The organism is Pseudomonas yamanorum (assembly GCF_900105735.1).
In the GTDB taxonomy this organism is placed as follows: domain Bacteria; phylum Pseudomonadota; class Gammaproteobacteria; order Pseudomonadales; family Pseudomonadaceae; genus Aquipseudomonas; species Aquipseudomonas yamanorum.
In genome coordinates, this window is sequence record NZ_LT629793.1 from 4,761,928 (window position 1) to 4,783,213 (window position 21,286).

The window sequence follows — 21,286 nt, forward strand, 5'->3', positions numbered from 1 at the left end:
GCACTCATCTAGGTTGTAGCAAGCTACAAAAATTGTAGCCGGTTTCGACACAACTACACGTCGATACCCGCCAAACCCTTTGAAAACGGGGGATGGTGGCACTTGGCACGCTCCATGCTCTATCCCCTGCAAGCGCAACAGCGCGTTCCTACTTCATAGGTAAATGCAGATGATCCAATGGCATATCGTGTGTGACTTCGACGGGACCATCACTCCCACCGACGTCATCGACAACGTCCTCCAACGCTTCGCCGGCCCAGAGTGGGAAACCATCGAGCAGGAATGGCTGGATGGGCACATCGGTTCGCGCGAATGCCTGAGCCGTCAACTGGCGCTGATCAAGGCAACCCCGGCCGAGTTGCTGGCGTATTTCGACAGTGTGGAGATCGACCCGGACTTCCCGGACTTCGTCGACCATGTCATGGGCCTGGGCGCTTCCATTGAAGTGGTCAGCGATGGCATCGAACAAGGCATCGCGCGGATTCTGTCGCGCAACTATGTGACCTTGCTGCCAATCCTCGCCAACCGCCTCCGCCAGGTCGACCAGAACAGCTGGCGCATCGACTTCCCGTATTCCAGCGACGCCTGCCGTGCTGCTTCCGGCAACTGCAAGTGCAAGTCCACGCCGCGCAACAAGCGCGTGCTGGTGATCGGCGACGGCAAGTCCGACATGTGCGTGGCCTCCACCGCCGACTTCGTCTTCGCCAAGGCCAGCCTGGCCGATTACTGCGAAACCAACAACATTCCTTACGCGCGGTTCGACACCTTCGCCGAACTGCCGGCATTGCTGGCCAAGCTGCCTCAGGGCATCGCCGCCAACGCCAACGCTTTCAGCACCTCTTCCGACAATCAGGAACTCTTCCACCATGTCTGATATCCGCATCGCTACCGCAGAAGACCAGGTTCTTCTGGATAAAGAAGCCAAGTACTGCTCCTACGGCGATACCGTTCACTACATCGACCCTCCGCGTATTTTCAGCCGTTGCGAAGGCTCCTACGTGTGGGACACCGAAGACCAGGCTTACCTCGACCTGCAAATGTGGTACTCGGCCGTTAACTTCGGTTACGCCAACCCGCGCCTGAACAACGCGCTGAAACAGCAGATCGACACCCTGCCGCAAATCGCCAGCCAGTACCTGCACAAAGGCAAGATCGAGCTGTCGGAAATGATCGCAGTCGACGCCAAGAAAAAATTCGGCCTCGACGGTCGCGTGCACTTCAACGTGGGCGGTTCGCAGTCCATCGAGGACTCCCTGAAGGTTGTGCGTAACGCCACCAACGGCAAGAGCCTGATGTTTGCCTTTGAAGGCGGCTACCACGGTCGTACCCTCGGCGCTTCGTCGATCACCTCGAGCTACCGCTACCGTCGCCGCTACGGCCACTTCGGCGAGCGCGCCAACTTCATCCCGTTCCCGTACCACTTCCGTGGCCCGAAAGGCATGACCAAGGAAGAATACGGCAGCCACTGCGTGCAGCAGTTCGCCCGTCTGTTCGAAACTGAATACAATGGCGTGTGGGACCCGAAAGTCGGCCAGAGCGAATACGCGGCCTTCTACGTCGAGCCGATCCAAGGCACGGGCGGCTACGTAATCCCGCCGATGAACTTCTACAGCGAGCTCAAGCAGGTCCTCGACCAGCACGGCATCCTGATGGTCGTCGACGAAATCCAGATGGGCTTCTGGCGTACCGGCAAGCTGTGGTCGATCGAACACTTCGACGTCAAACCTGACGTGATCGTCTTCGGCAAGGCACTGACCAACGGCCTGAACCCGCTGGGCGGCATCTGGGCCAAGGAAGAGTTGATCAACCCTAAGATTTTCCCGCCAGGCTCCACTCACTCCACCTTCGCGTCGAACCCGTTGGGCACCGCGGTAGGCCTGGAAATGTTCAAGATGACCAGCGAAGTCGACTACGGCGCGATGGTCATGGCCAAGGGCAAATACTTCCTGGCCGGCCTGCAAGAGCTGCAGAAGCGCTTCCCGATCATCGGCGACGTCGATGGCCTGGGCCTGGCCCTGCGCTGCGAAATCTGCGGCCCGGACGGCTTCACTCCGGACAAGGCGACCCTGGACTACATGGTCGAGGAAGGCATGAAGGGCGACATGGTGGTTGACGGTCAGAAACTCGGCCTGATCCTCGACGTGGGCGGCTACTACAAAAACGTGATCACCCTGGCTCCATCGCTGGAAATCAGCTACCCGGAAATCGACCTGGGCCTGAAGCTGCTCGAGCAACTGCTTGTGCGAGCGACCAAACGGTGATCAGCCACGAGATCGACCTCGGTGAAGGTGATGCCGGCTTCGTTCTCGGTAGCGGTCCGGTCGGGATCCTGTTGATCCACGGCCTGACGGGCACCCCGACGGAACTCCGTCGGGTGGCCCAGGGTTTGGCCAAGGCCGGGAACTGCACGGTGTACGTGCCGACCCTGGCCGGGCACTGCGGGGACAACAGCGACCTGCAAGCCACTGGCTGGCAGGACTGGTACGAAGGCGTGCGCAAGACATTCGTCGGCGTGAAACAGCGCCACGAGCAGGTGTTTGTCGGCGGTCTGTCGATGGGCGCGGTGATGTCGATGTACGTGGCGTCGCAGTTTCCGGGCCAGGTCGCAGGCTTGTTGATGTACTCCACCACGTTGAAGTACGACGGCTGGAGCATCAACAAGATGGCATTCATCACGCCCTTGCTGATCCGCATTCCCTTTGGTGTGCGCCTGTTCCGCTTCACTGAAAAGCCGCCCTATGGCATCAAGAACGAGCGCCTTCGGGCTATCGTCGAGCGGCAAATGAAGGAAGGGGAGAGCAGTGAGGCGGGGCTGTTGACCATGGAGGGCGTCACGGTGCGTGAGTTGCACTGGATGAACGCCGTGGTGAAGAAACTCATGCCGTCGATCAAGACCCCGGCCCTGGTGCTGCACTCCATCGAGGATGACATCACCAGCCGCTGGAACGCCGATTACGTGGAACGCCACCTCGGCGGCCCCGTGACCAAGATCCTGCTGGACAACTGCTACCACATGATCACCGTCGACCTGCAATACCGCCGGGTGATCGAGTTGAGTGCCGAGTTTGTCGAGCAACACGCACATGCCACAGAGGCTCCTGAAGATTATCGACAGTTGGCTTGAACCCTAAGGATCAGACGTGATTACCGCCCAAGCCTTTTCGACCATTCGGGCCATCGAACGCAGTGCCTGGAACGACTGTTTTCCCGATGCCCTGGAGGATTGGGACTATTACGTGGCCGTGGAAAATGCCGCTATCGATGATTTTCAGTGGCGCTATCTTGCGGTGTTTGACGATGCAACGCTGGTAGCGGTCGCGCCGGCGTTCATCACGCGTTATCGCCTCGACACGACAGTGTCGGGCGTAGGTAAGCGCTTTACCGAGCGCCTGGAGCGACTGTGGCCGGGTGTTTTGAAGTTGGGCCTGTATGCCATCGGTTCGCCGGTGGCAGAACAGTGCAATGCGGGTATCGCCAGCCACGTTCCCGAATCAGGGCGCGAGGCGTTGCTTGCGCAATTGCTCGCTGCCGCGCGCCAGGATGCCGATACATTGGGTGTTGGGCTGGTGGCGGTCAAGGACGCACCGACCAAGGATGAAGCCTGGTCAAACAGCTGCCTTGGCGCGGGCTTCCAGAGCATGCCCAGCCTGCCAACGGCTTTGTTGCCAATCCCTTTTGGTTCAGTGGACGCCTACCTGGGTTCCCTGGACAAAGCCACCCGCAAGGACTTGCGCCGCAAACTGCGTGCGCCAAGCCCTCGCGTTGAGTGGCGACGTAATATCGACGATGTATTGCCGCGCATCATGGCGTTGTATGAGGCCACCCTGGAACGCTCCGACCTGCAGTTCGAGCGACTGCCGGCAGGCTATTTCACCGGTATCCTTGAACAGCTGCAAGAACGTGCGGTCTGTGTGCTTTATTGGGTGGACGAGCAACTGGTGGCGTTCAACCTGATCCTGCTCAACCAGGATCGCCTGATTGACAAGTTTTTCGGCGAAGACAGTGATTACAGCCGCGAATACAACCTGGCCGTGCGCAGTTGGCTAACCAATGTCGAGTACTGCATTCGCAACAATATTGCGTTATATGAATGCGGTCAGGCCGGCTATGCCAGCAAGCTGCTGCTGGGCTGCGAGTTTCAGGGCAACAGCATGTTTTTCCGCCACCGTAACTGGCTGGTCAACCGTGCGCTGTTTGTAGCAAAAGTGTTTCTCCGACCGGATCGATCCGACCCTGCCATGGCTGCTGCGATAAGCGAAACCTGATGATCAACAAGACCCGCCCAAAAGCCCGCCCCTTTGCCATTTCGCGTTGGAGCGTCCAGCGCAAGCTGGTGTTGGCGTTCTGGCTGGTCACCGTGATTCCGACGATGATCGCGGCGGAGCTTGCCGCGACGACGTTGTCGCAGATTTTCGACAGCAACGTGCGTATCTGGCTGCAGGAGTCGACCAAGATCGTCAAGGACGAGATCGGCGACATCCTCCACGACAATGCCCGGGTCGCCCAGCTGTTCCTGCGCTACACCAAACCGCCTTCTTCGCGCCAGGCCGCCAAGCACGACAAGCTGACCGCCGACATTGCCGCCGCCACCGACATCGACGTGGTCGCGTTGATCCGCAGCAGTGACCACAAGATCGTGTTCACCACCGCCGCCGACGACATCGTCAAGCAAATCAACCTGGCGAGTAATGCGGTGTTGCAGACAGTCCAGGTGGCGGGCGTGACCACGGGCGTGGTGGTGTCCACTTTTGAGACCAGCGAGGACGGTGTCGACTATCAACTGCTGGTGGCCACGTACCTGGACAGCAGTTTCCTGACCAGTGTGGCCGATGTGCACTCCCTGGACCTGCGTTTGTACCTGGCCAACCCCAGCGGTTTCTCGGAGATTTTCTCCACCCAGCGCTTCGTCGATCACCCCAACCGGATTCCTTCGAGTATCGAAGCCGCGCTGCGCAGTACCAAGCAGCCCAGCGAACAGTTCACCAGTAACTACAGCGGTTTGTACTGGCCGATCTTCAATGATGCCGGCGAGCTGCAAGGGGTGATCTTCAGTGGCTTGCTGCGGCACACCAGCCTGGTGGGCCTGGTGAACCAGAGCAATCTGTTCGTGTTGATCTTCCTGCTCAGCTCGGCGCTGTCGCTCGGTGCCGGCATGTTGGTGTCCCAGCGCCTGACCCGGCCGTTGCGGGATCTGTCCGAAGGCGTCAGTGCAGTGATCTCGGGCAACTATCAGCACCGTGTGGCGGTCAGCGGCGGCGACGAGCTGGCGCAACTGAGCAGCACCTTCAACCACATGACCGAGCGCCTCGGTGAGTTGCATCACCTGGAAGCGCAGCTGCGCCGCCGTGACCGCCTTCATGCCCTGGGCGAAGTGGCCATGGGCCTGGCCCACGAAATTCGCAACCCGCTGGGCATTATCAAGACCGCCACCCAGTTGCTGCACCGCCGCGCCGATTTGCCGGAAACCGACAAGCGCCACCTTGAATACGTGATCAGTGAGGTCAGCCGGATCAACGACTTGATCACCGAATTCCTCGACTTCGCCAAACCCAGCGCGCCGTTGCGCACGGTGCAAGCGGCACGGCCGGTGGTGGAGGAAATCCTCGGCTTCTGCGGGCCAGAGTTGTCGACCCATAACATCGACGCCCATATCGATGACCAGGCCCCCGGCGCGACGATCTACGCCGATGCCAAGCAGCTCAAGCAGGCGTGCCTCAACCTGATTCTCAACGCCATCGATGCCATGCCCGAAGGCGGCCGCCTGACCCTGGGCATCCGCAGTGTGAATGGCAACACGGTGATCAGCATCGCCGATACCGGCGAGGGCATTCCGTCGGACATGATCGAGCGGATCTTCACGCCATTCGTCACCACCAAGGCCTCGGGTACCGGCTTGGGTCTGGCCAAAGTCTTCTCGATCATGGAAAGTCATGACGGCAGCATCGAATGTGTCAGCGAGAAAGATGCCGGCGCCACCTTCAGCCTGTACATTCCGGCTCAGGGTGCAGACGACGGCGATGATGAGGATGGTGATGACGCATAACGTATTGGTAGTCGATGACGAACCCAAGCTCTGTGACTTGCTCTCGTCGGCCTTGAGCCAGAGCGGGATCCAGGTGTTTACCGCCGGCAACGGCCTGCACGCGCTCAAGGTGCTGGAGCAGGAAGACATCGACCTGGTGATCAGCGACTGGCGCATGCCCGGCATGGACGGGCCGGCGCTGCTGGCGGAAATCAAGGTGCGTTACCCCCACCTGCCGGTGATCGTGATGACCGCCTACAGCACCGTGAAAAACGCGGTGCAGTCGATGCGCAACGGCGCCTACGACTACATCGCCAAGCCGTTCGACATCGACGAGCTGGACATCACCGTGGCCAAGGCCCTGCAGTTTCGCGACATCATGCGCGACAACGCACGCATGCGTGCCGAACTGGATGAGCAGGCGCAGTTCGACAGCCTGGTGGGCGACAGCCCGGCGTTTCGCCGCGTGCTGCACGCCGTGGACTCGGTGCGCGACAGCAACGCGACGGTGCTGCTGACGGGCGAAAGCGGCACCGGCAAAGAGATGGTCGCCCGTGCCATCCACAAACACGGCAACCGTGCCGACAAGCCGTTTGTGGCGGTCAACTGCGCGGCGATTCCAGAAGGCTTGCTGGAAAGCGAGATGTTCGGCCACCGCAAGGGCGCCTTCACCGGCGCCGTGGCGGACCGGGTCGGGCGCTTCCAGCAGGCGGACAAGGGCACACTGTTTCTGGATGAAGTGGGTGACATGCCGTTGGCGCTGCAGGCGAAAATCCTGCGGGCCTTGCAGGAGCGGGTGATCGAGCCGGTGGGCGACCCGCGGGAGCGCAAGGTGGACGTGCGGGTGATCGCCGCCACCAACAAGAATTTGCTGGATGCGGTGGCGAACAAAGAGTTTCGTGAAGACCTTTACTACCGTCTCAATGTATTCCCGATTCCGCTGCCGGCCCTGCGTGAGCGAGTGGAAGACATTGCGCCGCTGGCTCGGCACTTTGCCCAGACCTTGAGTGCTACGGCGGGTAAACGCATCACCGGTTTCAGCCCTGAGGCATTGCAGGCCATGGCGGCGTATTCCTGGCCGGGCAATATTCGCGAGCTGCAGAACTGTGTGGAGCGGGCGACCATCGTTGCGGCGACGCCGGTGATCGAGGACATTGATTTGCCGGCGTATCTGTTTGCTTCGAAGCCGGCTGAAGACGGGGTGGGTGCGATCCTCAGCAACGGGCCGGGTGTGCCGCACGACCTGGATGCGGCGCTGGCCGAGGTGGAGAAGGCATACATCATGGCCGCGTTGCAGGAGAGCAATGGGGTGCAGGCTGCGGCGGCGCAGAAGATCGGGATTTCTGAGCGCAGTTTTTGGTATCGGTTGAAGAAGCTGGGGATTCAGGTGGACAAGATTGTTCGCTAGGGGGCGCTGAGCGTTTTTGGGGGGGAGTACATATCCGTTATTTAGGTAACGGCGACTTATGGTTCCGCTCTTACAGCGGCTCACTTTGGAAAAGCCCCAAAGTAAGCAAAGGGCTCTGCCCCGCCTGTCGGCACCTCGCCTAGGCTCGGTGTCCCCTCACTCCGGCATTGCTCCGCGGGCCGCCGCGACGGGCCATCCATGGCCCGGCGCGGCTAAACCGGCGTCCTGCCGGTTTACCCGCTCCGCAATACCTGCGTTCGGCCTCGGGCTTATTGGGGCAGTCAGATCAAGATCAAAAGCAAGAGCACAGCGGCCTCCCGGCCGGCTTGAGTGTTAAAAGCCAGATCAAAAGCCAGAGCGAAAGCCAAATCTGAAGCTGATGCAGCTCTGCTTTTCTGTGGGAGCTGGCTTGCCTGCGATGCAGACAACTCGGTTTTTCAGATGCACCGAGGCGATGCCATCGCAGGCAAGCCAGCTCCCACATTTGACCGTGCCCGCTTTAGATTTTGATTTTGCTCTTCAACACTCAAGCCGGCCGGTAGGCCGCTGTGCTCTTGCTGTTGATCTTGCTTTTGATCTTGATCTTAGGCGCCCCGTTAAACCACGCTGGCCGAACGCAGGCTTTGGAGCGTGGGTAACCTGGCAGGACGCCAGGTTAGCCGTCCTGGGCCAGGGATGGCCCATGACGGCGGCCCACGGTCCAAAGCCGGAGTGAGGGCACACCGAGCCTAGGCGAGGTGCCGAGTGGTGGGGCAAGAGCGTTTTGCTTACTTTTGCGCTGTTCAAAAGTGAGCCGCTGTAAGAGCGGAACCCTAGGCGGCCGTTACCTAAATAACGGATATACACACCCACCCGGCTCCACATCTTTGATAGGTGTATGTCAGGCGTGTACCCGGACCCACACGCTTACCAAAATCGTAGCCGCCATCAACCACGCCACCGCCGCCACCGCCAGCGAAGCCTCCAGGCGCATCCGGTCAACCATCACATACAACGTCGCCAGGTACACAAAGTACGGAATAATCGACCACATCCCGAACACGATGGTGGTCTTCAAATCCTCCACCGACCGACCCTTGCCAACAATGTAATGCGCAATCAACGCGAACGTCGGAAACAGCGGCACCAACCCGGCGATGTAGTAGTTCTTGGTCTTGGCCAGCGCAGCCAGAATCAACACCACCCCCGCGCCCAACGCCGCCTTCAGCAATAAATCCACAATACGCTCCTAGTGGCTCAGCCCGTATTTCTTGACCTTGTCGAACAACGTGGTCTTGGCCATCCCCAGTTCCTGGCTGGCCTGGGTCAGGTTGCCGCCGCTGCGCTGCAACGCGTCATTGAGCAGGTTGCGCTCGAACGCCTCCACCGCTTCGGTAAAGGCCAAACCGTGGTTACCGCTGCTGGCACCGCTCTTTTTAAACGCCGGCAAACCCAGGGCAAACCGCTCGGCCACGTTGCGCAGTTCCCGCACGTTGCCCGGCCAGTCGTGGCTCATGAGGTTGGACAGGGTCTGATTATCGAGGTCCGGCGCGGTGCGGTCGAAACGCAGGGACGACTGCTGCAGGAAGTGTTCGAACAATTGCAGGATGTCTTCCCGGCGCTCGCGCAGGGGCGGCAGTTCCAGGGTTACCACGTTGAGGCGGTAGTACAGGTCGCTGCGGAATTGGTTGGCGCGGCTCAGGTCGTCGAGGTCGGACTTGGTGGCGGCGATCACCCGGCAATCCACGGCCACGCTCTGGTTCGAACCCAGGCGTTCCAGGGTGCGCTCCTGCAACACCCGCAGCAGTTTGATCTGCAGGTTCATCGGCATGCTTTCCACTTCGTCGAGGAACAGCGTGCCTTCGTGGGCATGTTCGATCTTGCCGATGCGGCGCTTGCCGGCGCCGGTAAATGCGTTGGCTTCGTGGCCGAAGATTTCGCTTTCGAATAGGTTCTCCGGCAGGCCACCGCAGTTCAAGGCAACGAACTGGTGGGAATGACGCCGGCTGAAATCATGCAGGCAACGGGCGACCAGTTCCTTGCCGGTGCCGGTCTCGCCTTCGATCAGCACGTTGGCCGAGGTGTCGGCGACGTTGGCGATCAACTCCCGCAAGTTTTGCATGGCCGGGGAGCGGCCGATGATTCGGCCTTCCAGGGAGTCGCGCTCGGCCAGTTGCCGGCGCAGCGACCAGACTTCCCGGGCCAGCCCGCGTTGCTCCAGGGCGCGACGGGCAACGTCCACCAGACGCTCGGGCGAGAAGGGTTTTTCCATGAAGTCATAGGCGCCGTTGCGCATCGCGCCCACGGCCATGGAGATGTCGCCGTGGCCAGTGATCAGCACCACCGGCAGGCTTTTATCCAAGGCTTTGAGGCGAGTCAGCAGCTCCAGGCCGTCAATGCCCGGCAGGCGAATATCGCTGATGACGATGCCGGCGAAGTTTTCGCCAACACGGGTCAGGGCTTCTTCGGCACTGGCCACGCCCACGCTGGGAATGTCTTCCAGGGCCAGGGCTTGCTGGCAGCCGAGCAGTACATGAGGGTCGTCTTCGACGATCAGGACGGTCAGGTCGGTATTTTTTTCTGTGTTCATTTCGACTCGACTTGTTGAGGGCTCGCCAGCGGCAAACTCAGGACAAAGGCAGTACCACCGCTGGCCGGATGCTCGACGGCAAGGTTGCCGCCGGTGGCGGCCGCGAGGCTGGCCGACAGCGTCAGCCCCAGGCCCAGGCCCTGTTCGCCGGGTTTGGTGGTAAAGAACGGTTCGAACAAATGCTTGCGGGCTTCGGGATCAATACCGTGGCCGTTATCGCGCACCTGCAGGCGGTATTTGCCGTCGACGATGTCGCCTTCCAGCCACAGCTCGGGAGCCGGTTGCGCCTGCATGGCGTCCAGGGCGTTGCCGATCAGGTTGACCAGGATCTGCTCCAGACGCGTCTGGTCGATCTGCAATTGCGCACTGGTGAAGTGGCGGTGCACCGTCAGTGGCAAGGTTTCCAGGCGACTGCCGAGGATCTGGAACGTAGCGTCCACCGCCTTGCCCAGGTTGGCTTCGCCCTGGTCATCACCGCGCCGGGCAAAGGAGCGCAGGCTGGCGGTGATGCGGCCCATGCGGTCGATCAGTTCGTTGATGGTCTTGAGGTTGGCACTGGCGGTGTCCAGCGCCCCTCGCTCAAGGAAACGCACGGTGTTACCCGACAGGGTGCGCAAGGCGGCCAGTGGCTGGTTCAATTCATGGGCGATGCTGGTGGACATCTGGCCGATGGCCGCGAGTTTGCCGGCCTGCACCAGTTCGTCCTGGGCGCGGCGCAAGGTTTCCTCGGCCTGGCGCCGCTCGCGAATCTGGCTCTTGAGCCGCTCGTTGCTGGCCCGCAGGTCGGTGGTGCGTTCGGCAATCCGTCGTTCCAGCTGGTTATTGGCTTCCTGCAGGGCTTCCCGGGCGGCGAGGCGGGTGGCGATCACCTTGCGGCGCTCGTTCCAGGCAATCAGCAGGAACGCCACCAGCGCAAAGGCCACTGCCACCAGGATTCCCTGGTTGATGGCGGCCCGGCGCAGGTCGTTCAGCGGGGTGAGCAGGGTGAAATTCCAGGGGGTGTCGTTCAGCGGGCGGGTCTGTGCCAGGTAGCTGACCTCATGCTCGTCGGCCACCACTTCGCTGTTGGCCGGGAAGGTTAATTTCTCAGTGCCCTCATTGAGACGCTCGCGGGCCAGTGGCTCCAGCTCGTTGAGCGTCGCCCAGTAATATTGCAGGCTGTGGGCGAGGCGGTCCTTGGTGTCATCGCTCAGTGGTCGCACGGACTTGAGTCGACGGGCCGGATCGCTGGAGAGAATGATGATGCCGTTCTCGTCACTGACGAAGGCCTCCAGGCGCGCCCGCTGCCAGCGCTCTTCCAGCGCTTCCAGGCGTACCTTGACCACGGCAACGCCGATGATCTTGCCGTGTTCTTCCAGGCCATGGGCCAGGTAATAGCCGGGTTCGCCGTTGGTGCTGCCGATACCGTAGAACCGGCCGGGTTGGCCGCGCACGGCATTCTGGAAATAGGCACGGAAGGACAGGTCTTCACCCTGGTAACTGTCGGCGTCGCGCCAGTTACTGGTCGCCAGCACGCGGCCGGTGGTATCCATCACGTAAATCGCCCGGCTGCGACTGCGCCGGTTCAGGCCTTCGAGGTAGTCGTTGACGGTTTTGCGGGTTTCTTGATTCGGGTCCGCCAACAGCTTGGAGACGCTGGATTCCAGCTCCAGGAGACTGGGCAGGTAGGTGTATTTGCTGAGTTCGCTCTCGACGGTGCGGGCGTGCAATTCCAGCTGGCGTTCGCCGGTGTCGCTGAGGGTGCGGATCCCATAGAACTCACTGATCCAGAAGCCGACGTAACCCAGTCCGATCATCAGGGCGATAATCAGCGGCGGCAGGAACAACTGGCGAATCAGACGAGGCTTCACGGCAAGTGATGGCGGCGCGGCGCGAAAGAGGTTGGGGTCGCATTTCATCACAGATGCCTTGGGTCAACCAGTTGTGGTGAGTGGGGTTGCCCGACCCACCACAACAGGGCAGTGCTTAGTGCTGCAGGATTTTCTCAAGGAAGTGCTGCGCACGCTCGGAGCGGGCGCTGATGTCGCCGAAGAATTCCTCTTTCGGGCAGTCTTCGATGATCTTGCCGGCGTCCATGAAGATCACCCGGTCGGCGACCTTGCGGGCGAAACCCATTTCGTGGGTCACGCACATCATGGTCATGCCTTCCTGGGCCAGCTGCACCATCACGTCGAGTACTTCGTTGACCATTTCCGGGTCGAGGGCCGAGGTCGGTTCGTCGAACAGCATGACGATCGGGTCCATCGCCAGCGCACGGGCAATCGCCACACGCTGTTGCTGGCCGCCGGAAAGCTGGCCCGGGTGCTTGTGGGCGTGAGCCGACAGGCCGACGCGCTCCAGCAGTTGCAGGCCCTTCTTGGTGGCTTCTTCCTTGCTGCGGCCCAGCACCTTGATCTGCGCGATGGTCAGGTTTTCGGTGATGGTCAGGTGCGGAAACAGCTCGAAGTGCTGGAACACCATGCCGACGCGCGAGCGCAGTTTCGGCAGGTTGGTCTTCGGGTCGGCGATGGAGGTGCCATCAACCACCACATCGCCTTTCTGGAACGGCTCCAGGGCGTTGACGCACTTGATCAGGGTGGATTTGCCCGAGCCGGACGGCCCGCACACCACGATCACTTCGCCTTTTTTAACCTCGGTGCTGCAATCGGTCAGCACCTGGAAGTCGCCATACCACTTGTTGATATTCTTGATAGAGATCATACGGCAAACCTTTTTTGCAGACGCTTGACCAGCAGCGAGGCGGAAAAGCTGATGATGAAGTAGACGACACCGGCGAAGATCAGGAACTCATTGGAGCGGCCGATGATGTCGCCGTTGGAGCGGGCGGAGTTGAGGAAATCCACCAGGCCCACGGTGTAGACCAGCGAGGTGTCCTGGAACAGGATGATCGACTGTTGCAGCAGCAACGGGGTCATCTTGCGGAACGCCTGGGGCAGGATGATCAGGCGCATGGTCTGGCCGTAGGTCATGCCCATGGCCTGCGCGGCGGCCATCTGGCCCTTGGGGATCGACTGCACGCCGGCCCGCACGATCTCGCAGAAGTACGCCGCCTCGAACATCATGAAGGCCACGACGCAGGAGGTGAACGCACCGATCGGGGTGTCTTCGCCGGTGATCCAGCGCAGCACGAACGGTACCGCCAGGTAGAACCAGGTGATCACCAACAGCAGCGGGATCGAGCGGAAGTAGTTCACGTAGGCGCCGGCCAGGCGCGACAGCAGTTTGCTGGACGACAGGCGCATCAGCGCGAGGATCGTGCCCAGGATGATGCCGCCGACGACGCCCATGACCATCAACTGCAAGGTCATGACCATGCCGTTCCACAGGCCCGGGATGGCGGGGATGATGCCACTGAAATCGAATTCCATTATTTACCCCCCACGGAGATCAGGCCGGGCACGGCGACTTTCTTCTCGACCACGCGCATCAGCAGCATCAGGCTCATGTTCAGGGTGAAGTAGATCAGCGTGGCCAGGGTGAAGGCCTCAAACAGGTTGGCCGAGAACTCGGCGGTCTGTTTGGTTTGCGCCAGCAACTCCATCAGGCCGATCAAGGACGCCACGGAGGAGTTCTTGAAGACGTTGAGGAATTCCGAGGTAAGCGGCGGAATGATGATCCGGTAGGCCTGGGGCAGCAGCACGTTCCAGTAGATCTGCGGCAGCTTGAAGCCCATGGCGCGCGCGGCGGATTCCTGGCCACGTGGTAACGCCTGGATGCCAGTGCGCACTTGCTCGCACACACGGGCGGCGGTGAACAGGCCCAGGCACACCACAACGCTCAGGTAGGCCGAGGTGGTCGGGTTGAGGTCTTGTTTGTACCAGTCTTGCAGGTTCTGCGGCAGCATGTCGGGTATCAGGAAATACCAGATGAACAGCTGAACCAGCAGCGGCACGTTACGAAACAGTTCCACGTAGCAGGTCGCGATGCCCGATACGATGCGGTTTGGCACGGTGCGCATGACGCCGAGTACGGAGCCCAGCAGCAAGGCGATAATCCATGCCACGACGGCGATGGCGATGGTCCAGCCCAATCCGGAGATGTACCAGTCGAGATAAGTCTCGCTGCCAACGCCGGTGGACTTGAAGAATACGCCCCAGTCCCAGTTGTAATTCATTAGGGTCTCCCCTCGAGATCGATCGATGTACAAGCACCCGCTTGGGGAAGATCCTTTCCCGCCCGACGGTGAACGCCAGGCACACGCGATCGGCTCGAAAACCGCCAGGTCGAGTGTTCCAAAATTAAAGCCAGCAGGTAGTAACAGACGCCTGAGGGAGGTTGGCTCCCTCAGGACATAAGCTTAGTCAGGTATCAGATTTTTACGTCAGGCGCTGGCTTGTCGCTTGGGTTGGCGATCAGATCCTTCACCTTGTCGCTCATCGGGAAGTTGAGGTTCAGGCCTTTTGGTGGAATCGGGCTCTCGAACCACTTGCTGTAGATCTTGTTGATCTCGCCGGATTTGTACAGGCCGACGATGGCGTCATCCACGGCCTTCTTGAAGGCTGGGTCGTCTTTGCGAACCATGCACGCGTAGGCTTCGAAGGACTGTGGAGTACCGGTGATGACCCAGTCGTCCGGCTTCTTGGCCTTGGCTTCTTCACCGGCCAGCAGGGCGTCGTCCATCATGAAGGCGACGGCGCGGCCGCTTTCCAGCATCTGGAAGGATTCACCGTGGTCCTTGGCGGAGATGACGTTCATGCCCATCTGCTTGTCGGCGTTCATCGCCTTGATGATGCGCTCGGACGTGGTGCCGGCGGTGGTCACGACGTTCTTGCCTTTGAGGTCAGCGAAATCGCTGTAGGACGGCTTGCCATCCTTGTCTTTCTTGACCAGCAGACGGGTGCCGATTTCGAAGATATTGACGGTGAAGTCGACCTGCTGGGCGCGTTCGGCGTTGTTGGTGGTGGAGCCGCACTCGATATCCGCGGTGCCGTTCTGGATCAGCGGGATACGGGTTTGCGAGGTGACCAGGTTGTACTTGGTCTTCAGGTCGGGTTTGTTCAGGTCTTTTTTCAGGGCTTCAACGATAGCCAGCTGAATGTCGTGGGAGTAGCCCACGGGTTTGCCCGAACCATCCGCGATATAGGAAAACGGAATGGAGCTGTCGCGGTGAGCGAGAGTGATCGTGCCGGAGTCGTTGATTTTCTTCAGTGTGCCGGTGAGTTCGGCGGCGAAAACTGGAGTGCTGATCAGAGCAGCAGCGATAGCTGCGCCCAAGATATGGGGAACGATGCGCATCAATACTTCCTCGACATTTGTTTTTTTTATGAGACCGGTTGGTACGGCCACGTTTTTATATAAACAGTTCTGCGAATGCCCATGACGGCTCCTGAGGCGCCTCAGGCAATCGCCTACGAGTGTAGAGCATGAGTCGTGCCAGACCAGTAATAAAAGGTTAAGGGTATGATTTATATGGAGATTAACTTTGTGTGACGGGATTTTTACCCCGATCTGGTCCGGCAAACCGAATCAGTCGGGGGGCGGTGTTCGGAAAACCGAATGGCAGGCTGAGCCTGTATCGCCCATGAAAAAGCCCCGGGCGTGTGGCTCCCGGGGCTTTTTGGTGTGGCTCTGTCAGAACGTATAGTCCGCCGAGACAACCGCGGCGCGGCCATCGCCGGGCACCGCCCAACCGTTGTTACGGATGCGGGTCAGATACTCCTTGTCGAACAGGTTGTTGACGTTCAACTGCAGGTTCAGCTGCTTGTTGACCTTGTAGCCGAGCATCGCACGTTGCACCGCATAGCCGGGCGAAGTCGGTGCCCCGGCGGCGCTGACCAGGTACTGCTTGGTTTGCGCCGTGATGCCGTAGCCCACCTGGAAGTCGTAAGGCAGGTCGTACACCGTCCAGAGGCTGGCCGCATGTTTGGGGGTGAAGGTCAGCGGCTCACCTTTCTGCACGTCGAGGCCGGTGGTCGCCAGGGTATAATCGCTGGCGCTGCGCAGCACGCGGGTGTTCAGGTAAGTGTAGTTGGCGAAGACCTTCCAGCGGTCAGTAAGCTGGCCGCTCAGGCCCAGCGCCACACCATCGGCACGTGCCTTGCCGTCGAGGGTTTGCGTGCCACTGAGGTTGCTCGGGTCGTTATCGGCGACTTTGTAGTTGGTGCGGTCATTGCGGAAGATTGCGCCGGTCAGCGACAGGGCGTTGTCGAGCAGGTCCCATTTGGTGCCGATCTCATAGCTGACGGCGGTTTCCGGGTCGACGTCGCAGTTGTTGGTGGCGATGCTTGAGCTTTTGGCCGGGGTATAGCAACCACCGTTGACGCTGGCTTGGGACGGGGTCTTGCTGTTGCCGTAGGCAATATAGAAGCTGCCGTTTTCCACCGGTTTGTAGACCAGCGCCAGGCGGTAGGACGTCAGGTCATCGGCCTGGCCGTAGCGAGTGCCGGGTGTTTCCACGCCAGTGCTGGAATAGGCATTGGTCACCGAGCTGCCGGCGTTGTGCTCGTAACGCAGGCCGCCGTTGATTTCCCACTGCGGGTTGAGCTTGAGCGTGTCGAAGGCATAGGCGGCGCGATTGTTCAGCGCGCCGTCAATGTGGGCGGCCCGGGTGAAGTTGACGGGGCCGGACCATTCGGAGTTCGGGTCGCTGTAGCTGACCGGTGGTGGGACGATGGTGCTGCCGTTGGCGTTGGTCAGCCATTTACCGGTATCCGCCTCGTATTCTTCGCGGCTGATAGCGATACCGGTCACCAGCGTGTGGTCGATGAAACCGGTGCTGAAGTGGCTGGTGACGTCGGTCTGGTTGGTGAACATCTTGTTCTGGGTGTTGCGCTCGTTACCCAGTGAGCCGCCGCTTGGCTGGAAGTAGCCCGGCTGCAGGCCCGCGGCGCAAGGGGCGCCGGTGATCTGGGTGCCGCTGGCCAGACAACCGGTCAATGCACCTTCGGGACCCGAGGCACGCAGGTCCTGGCGTACCCGCTCGACGCGGGTGAAGTTGCGCACGGACACTGCATCGTTGAAGTCGTGTTCGAGCTTCAGGCTGAACGAATCCGAGGTGATTTGTTGGTCATTGATGTTGTGGTAGCCGTAGTAGTCGCTCCAACCCACCCCCGGCATGGGCTTGCCGTTGTAGATGGGGATTCCGTATTGCGGCGTGTTGTTGTCTTTCTGGTGCTCGAAACTGACGGTGACGCGAGTTGGCGTGCCCATGCCAAAGGCGATAGACGGCGCGATGCCCCAGCGTTCGTAATCTTCATAGTCGCGCCCCGGTACATCGTTACCGTGGGCCATCAGGTTCAAGCGGAACGCCGTGGTGTCGTTGAGCGTCTGGTTGGTGTCCAGAGTGGTGCGTTTGTAATTATCGGTGCCAATGCCTGCGCTGATGGTGGTCTTGTCGCGCAATTCTGGCTGCTTGCTCACCAGGTTGATGGTGCCACCGACCGCACCGGAACCGGAGTACACCGAGCTCGCCCCGCTGACGACTTCGACCTGTTCCAGGTTGAACGGGTCGGTGCGGCTGTATTGCGCGCTGTCACGTACGCCGTCCACGTAGATGTCGCCGCTGGCGGAAAAGCCGCGCAGGTTGATGCTGTCGCCATACCCGCTGCCACCTTCGCCGGCCCCGAACGTGATGCCCGGCACGGTGCTGAGCACGTCGCGCAGGGTCAGCAGGTTCTGGTCATGAATGACTTCCTTGGGCACAACCGTGATGGTCTGCGGCGTGTCGCGCAGGGCCTCGGTGTACTTGGGGGATGAAGGAGCCACAGGGTTGTAGACGCTCTGGCTTGGGGCCTGACCTTCGATGCTGGTCGCGCCGAGCTGGATGACGCCTGTGTTGTCATCTGGTGCGGTCTCCGCCGCATAACTGAATCCTCCTTGCGCAGCCACTGCCAAACCCACTGCCGACGCGAGCAAATGCCGCGATGAAAGGGGGGCAGAACTGATCCCGGTAGTCATTGAGTTATCTCTTGTTGGTGTTAGTGAGATGCGATCGTAATTGATAAGCGATCTCAAATGTAATACTTTGTAACCAAATAAATCATGAAACTTTTTGCGGTCCTTGATCGCTACTCGGGGCAGTAATGCAGATTGCGCAGCCAGGCAGCGAGCCGTCCGACATCGGTGAAAATCCGCGCGCCTATGTGCGGTGGGTGATGCATGCCGCGCAACTGGGTGATGCGGATGCACAGGCGACCCTGGCCCAGCTGCTGCTTGACGGCCGGGGCGTGCAGAAGGATGAGGCGCTGGCGCTAAGCTGGTTTCGCATTGCCGCACGGCAGCGCCACCCCATGGCGATCAACATGATCGGGCGCTGCCTGGAGAATGGCTGGGGGTGCGAAATTGACTGGGTCGATGCCGCGCAGCATTACCGCAAGGCTGCCGATCTGGGGCTGGATTGGGGCTTGTATAACTACGGCCAGTTGCTGACCCGCGGTCGGGGTGTAGAGCAGGACCTTGTCGCGGCGTATGAGCTGTTTCGCCAGGCGGCGGCCAAGGGGCATGCCAAGTCGATGAACCTGGTGGGGCGGTTCCACCATGAAGGCGTCGTGGTGCCCAAGGATATTCAACTGGCGCGGCAGTGGTATCAGCGTTCCGCCGAGGCCGGGGATTTTCGTGGGCAATACAACCACGCCGCGGAGCTGGCGGAAGATGGCGACGAGAAGCAGGCCTGCCTATGGCTGGAGCGGGCACTTGCGACGGCTACACCGGGCTTTCTGCAGGCGGCTTATCCGGTGCTGGTGAGCTCCGCCTTCTCCGGTATTCGTGAAATGGGCCTGCGTTATCAGCGCCATCTCCAGGCATGAAAAAGCCCCTGGACCTTTCGGTGCAGGGGCTATTTTACAGCGGGTCGATCAAGCGGCTTCGATTTTGCCGCGATTGTGCTCAACCTTGGACAGGTAGCGTTGTACGTTTTCCTGTTCTTCCGGCGTGGTGAACAGGCCCAGCTTGCTGCGGCGCCACAGGATGTCCTGGGGCTGCGTGGCCCATTCTTCAGCGCACAGGTAGTCGACTTCGCGGGTGTACAGGCCGCCACCGAGGTGGTCGCCCATGTCTGCCAGCGACTGCACGCCTTCCAGCAGACGCCAGGTGCGGCTGCCGTAAGTGGTGGACCAACGGCGGGCAATCTCGCTTGGCACCCAGTCGTACTTGCTGCGAATCGCATCGGCCAGAGCTTCTGGCGTGCTCATATTTTCGCCGCCGGGCAGGGTGGCCGCAGCCGTCCAGCCTGGGCGCATCTGCGTGAAGTACGGTGCCAACTGCGCCATCGCCGACTCAGCCAGCTTGCGGTAGGTGGTCAGCTTGCCGCCAAACACCGACAGCAACGGCGCCTCGCCCGAGGTGCCCGACAGCGCCAGGGTGTAGTCGCGGGTCACGGCCGACGGGTTGTCGGATTCGTCGTTGCACAGCGGGCGCACGCCGGAATAGGTGTGCACGATGTCATCGCGGCTCAGCTGCTTCTTGAAATGCGCATTGACCACATTGAGCATGTAGTCGGTCTCACCTTCAGTAATCGCCACTTTCGCCGGGTCGCCGGTGTATTCGCGGTCGGTGGTGCCGATGATGGTCAGGTGATTCAGGTATGGAATGGTGAAGACGATGCGCTGGTCTTCGTTCTGCAGGATGTGCGCGTGGGCGCCTTCATACAGCTTCGGCACGATCAGGTGGCTGCCCTGGATCAGGCGGATGCCGTAAGGCGAATCCAGCTTCAAGTCATCCTTGATGAACTTGGCGACCCATGGGCCGGCTGCGTTCACCAGTGCCCGGGCGCGGATCGAGAACAGGCTGCCGTCGGCGCGTTCCATGTTCATTTCCCACAGGCCTTTGCTGCGGTGCGCGCTGACGCAACGGGTCTGGGTGTGGATATGCGCACCCTTTTCCCGCGCGGCCATGGCGTTGAGTACTACGAGGCGGGCGTCGTCGACCCAGCAATCGGAGTATTCGAAGCCTTTGGTGATTTCGCTTTTCAGCGGGCTGTCGGGACCGAACTTGAGGCTCTTGGAACCTTCGAGTTTTTCCCGCTTGCCCAGGTGGTCATACAGGAAGAGGCCGGCGCGAATCATCCACGCTGGGCGCAGGTGCGGGCGGTGTGGCAATACAAAGCGCATCTGCTTGACGATGTGCGGGGCCTTGGCCAACAGCACCTCACGTTCAGCCAGGGCTTCGCGCACCAGGCGGAATTCGTAATGCTCCAAATAACGCAGGCCACCGTGGATCAGCTTGCTGCTGGCGGAGGAGGTGTGGCTGGCCAGGTCGTCCTTTTCGCAAAGGAATACCGACAAACCGCGACCGGCTGCGTCTGCTGCAATGCCGACGCCATTGATCCCGCCACCGATAACGGCGACGTCATAGACTTCGGCAAGCGGTGTGGCAGGCAAGGTAGAAGGGTTCATCGGCTGGCCTCGCAATCTTTTTCGTATTGGAATTCGAACATAAATGTTCATTTGCGAAAATGGTAGCTTATAAACGCAGGCACAGCCAGCCTGCTTCGATTGAAAATACTGATCGAAGGGCGAAGAAAGGAAAATTTGTGTACATCAGGGGGCAGGACACCCCCTGTATAGGCTTACACCACTTCCAGCCGAATCTTGTGCTGATTCAGCAACTGCACCAGTGCCGGGACCGGTTGCTGATCGGTGACTAAACAATCAATCAAACTGATCGGTCCCAGGCGAATCATGGCGTTGCGCCCGAATTTGCTGGAGTCCGCCGCCAGGATCACCTTGCGCGCATTGGCAATGATCGCCTGGGAAACCCGTACTTCCTGGTAATCGAAGTCCAACAGGCTGCCGTCTTCATCGATACCGCTGATACCCACCAAGGCAAAATCGACCTTGAACTGGTTGATAAAGTCGACGCTGGCCTGGCCTACCACGCCGCCGTCACGGCGCACGTTGCCGCCGGTCAGGAGTACGTCGAAGTCGTCTTTGGCACTCAGCATCATGGCGACGTTGAGGTTATTGGTGATGATTTTCAGGTGGCTGTGGTTAAGCAGCGCCCGGGCAATCGATTCGGTGGTGGTACCGATGTTGATGAACAGCGAGGCGTGATCGGGGATTTGCGCGGCGATGGCTTCGCCGATGCGCTGTTTCTCGTCGCGCATCTGGTCGGCCCGCATGGCGTATGCGGTGTTTTCAACGCTGGAGTCATAGGCTGCGCCGCCGTGGTAGCGGCGCAACAGATTGGCTTCCGCCAGTTGATTGATATCGCGGCGGATGGTTTGCGGGGTGACAACAAAGAGCTGCGCCATTTCCTCGATACTCACATAGCCGCGTTCGCGAACCAGTTCGAGGATTTGTTGCTGGCGGGGAGGCAGATTCATGGTGCGTCCTTTGGGCTGCCGTAAAAA

At 60.3% G+C, this 21,286-nt stretch carries 17 protein-coding genes; 7 read left to right on the top strand and 10 right to left on the bottom strand.

Annotation, left to right across the window (positions count from 1 at the left end):
* The first annotated feature begins 169 nt into the window (after positions 1 to 169).
* From BLU46_RS22345 to BLU46_RS22370, 6 genes are read left to right on the top strand one after another with little or no spacing between them, the layout of a single operon-like run.
* Entirely contained in the window at positions 170 to 874 is a 705-nt protein-coding gene (locus BLU46_RS22345; RefSeq protein WP_026078301.1) for an MtnX-like HAD-IB family phosphatase, read from the top strand.
* A complete protein-coding gene (locus tag BLU46_RS22350; protein ID WP_003216473.1) occupies positions 867 to 2,261 on the top strand; it encodes an aspartate aminotransferase family protein in 1,395 nt (464 codons plus the stop codon). The genes BLU46_RS22345 and BLU46_RS22350 overlap by 8 nt, the downstream gene beginning before the upstream one ends.
* A complete protein-coding gene (locus BLU46_RS22355; RefSeq protein WP_063027402.1) occupies positions 2,258 to 3,124 on the top strand; it encodes an alpha/beta hydrolase in 867 nt (288 codons plus the stop codon). Before BLU46_RS22350 ends, BLU46_RS22355 begins: the two co-directional genes overlap by 4 nt.
* Before the next feature lie 16 nt (positions 3,125 to 3,140).
* The gene (locus BLU46_RS22360; protein WP_017480104.1) at positions 3,141 to 4,265 is read left to right on the top strand and encodes a GNAT family N-acetyltransferase; all 1,125 of its coding nucleotides are present in this window, start codon (positions 3,141 to 3,143) and stop codon (positions 4,263 to 4,265) included.
* On the top strand, positions 4,265 to 6,043 hold the full coding sequence (locus BLU46_RS22365; protein WP_063027404.1) for a sensor histidine kinase: 1,779 nt from the start codon (positions 4,265 to 4,267) through the stop codon (positions 6,041 to 6,043). The genes BLU46_RS22360 and BLU46_RS22365 overlap by 1 nt, the downstream gene beginning before the upstream one ends.
* Complete coding sequence (locus BLU46_RS22370; RefSeq protein WP_093205484.1) at positions 6,033 to 7,430, top strand: sigma-54-dependent transcriptional regulator; 1,398 nt, start codon at positions 6,033 to 6,035, stop codon at positions 7,428 to 7,430. The genes BLU46_RS22365 and BLU46_RS22370 overlap by 11 nt, the downstream gene beginning before the upstream one ends.
* Positions 7,431 to 8,310: 880 nt before the next feature.
* Here BLU46_RS22370 and BLU46_RS22385 read toward each other — a convergent pair.
* The 8 genes from BLU46_RS22385 to BLU46_RS22420 form a co-directional block, all read right to left on the bottom strand.
* Positions 8,311 to 8,640, bottom strand: coding sequence for a GlpM family protein (locus tag BLU46_RS22385; RefSeq protein WP_172834602.1), 330 nt, complete (start codon positions 8,638 to 8,640; stop codon positions 8,311 to 8,313).
* 18 nt (positions 8,641 to 8,658) lie between these two features.
* Positions 8,659 to 9,999: a two-component response regulator AauR gene (gene aauR, locus BLU46_RS22390; RefSeq protein WP_063027410.1), complete on the bottom strand. Its 1,341-nt coding sequence runs from the start codon at positions 9,997 to 9,999 to the stop codon at positions 8,659 to 8,661.
* A complete protein-coding gene (gene aauS / locus BLU46_RS22395) occupies positions 9,996 to 11,897 on the bottom strand; it encodes a two-component sensor histidine kinase AauS (protein WP_063027412.1) in 1,902 nt (633 codons plus the stop codon). Before aauS ends, aauR begins: the two co-directional genes overlap by 4 nt.
* A gap of 67 nt (positions 11,898 to 11,964) precedes the next feature.
* Positions 11,965 to 12,699, bottom strand: a complete 735-nt coding sequence (locus BLU46_RS22400; RefSeq protein WP_003208734.1) for an amino acid ABC transporter ATP-binding protein — start codon at positions 12,697 to 12,699, stop codon at positions 11,965 to 11,967.
* A complete protein-coding gene (locus BLU46_RS22405) occupies positions 12,696 to 13,367 on the bottom strand; it encodes an ABC transporter permease subunit (protein WP_043048812.1) in 672 nt (223 codons plus the stop codon). The genes BLU46_RS22400 and BLU46_RS22405 overlap by 4 nt, the downstream gene beginning before the upstream one ends.
* Positions 13,367 to 14,113 carry an amino acid ABC transporter permease gene (locus tag BLU46_RS22410; protein WP_017480112.1) on the bottom strand — a complete coding sequence of 249 codons (747 nt, stop codon included), beginning with the start codon at positions 14,111 to 14,113 and terminating at the stop codon, positions 13,367 to 13,369. The genes BLU46_RS22405 and BLU46_RS22410 overlap by 1 nt, the downstream gene beginning before the upstream one ends.
* A gap of 194 nt (positions 14,114 to 14,307) precedes the next feature.
* Positions 14,308 to 15,234 (bottom strand): glutamate/aspartate ABC transporter substrate-binding protein, encoded by a 927-nt coding sequence (locus BLU46_RS22415; protein ID WP_063027416.1) that lies wholly within the window; start codon positions 15,232 to 15,234, stop codon positions 14,308 to 14,310.
* A 336-nt stretch (positions 15,235 to 15,570) separates the two neighbouring features.
* Complete coding sequence (locus tag BLU46_RS22420) at positions 15,571 to 17,895, bottom strand: TonB-dependent receptor (RefSeq protein WP_093205490.1); 2,325 nt, start codon at positions 17,893 to 17,895, stop codon at positions 15,571 to 15,573.
* Between the two features lie 125 nt (positions 17,896 to 18,020).
* Between BLU46_RS22420 and BLU46_RS22425 the strand changes: the two genes are divergently transcribed.
* A complete protein-coding gene (locus tag BLU46_RS22425) occupies positions 18,021 to 18,743 on the top strand; it encodes a tetratricopeptide repeat protein (RefSeq protein WP_093205493.1) in 723 nt (240 codons plus the stop codon).
* Positions 18,744 to 18,791: 48 nt separating this feature from the next.
* Here the strand turns inward: BLU46_RS22425 and glpD are convergent, their stop codons facing one another.
* Together glpD and BLU46_RS22435 are read right to left on the bottom strand one after the other, a co-directional pair.
* The gene (gene glpD / locus BLU46_RS22430; RefSeq protein ID WP_093205496.1) at positions 18,792 to 20,330 is read right to left on the bottom strand and encodes a glycerol-3-phosphate dehydrogenase; all 1,539 of its coding nucleotides are present in this window, start codon (positions 20,328 to 20,330) and stop codon (positions 18,792 to 18,794) included.
* Between the two features lie 173 nt (positions 20,331 to 20,503).
* Positions 20,504 to 21,259, bottom strand: a complete 756-nt coding sequence (locus tag BLU46_RS22435; RefSeq protein WP_003208723.1) for a DeoR/GlpR family transcriptional regulator — start codon at positions 21,257 to 21,259, stop codon at positions 20,504 to 20,506.
* Positions 21,260 to 21,286: the final 27 nt, after the last annotated feature.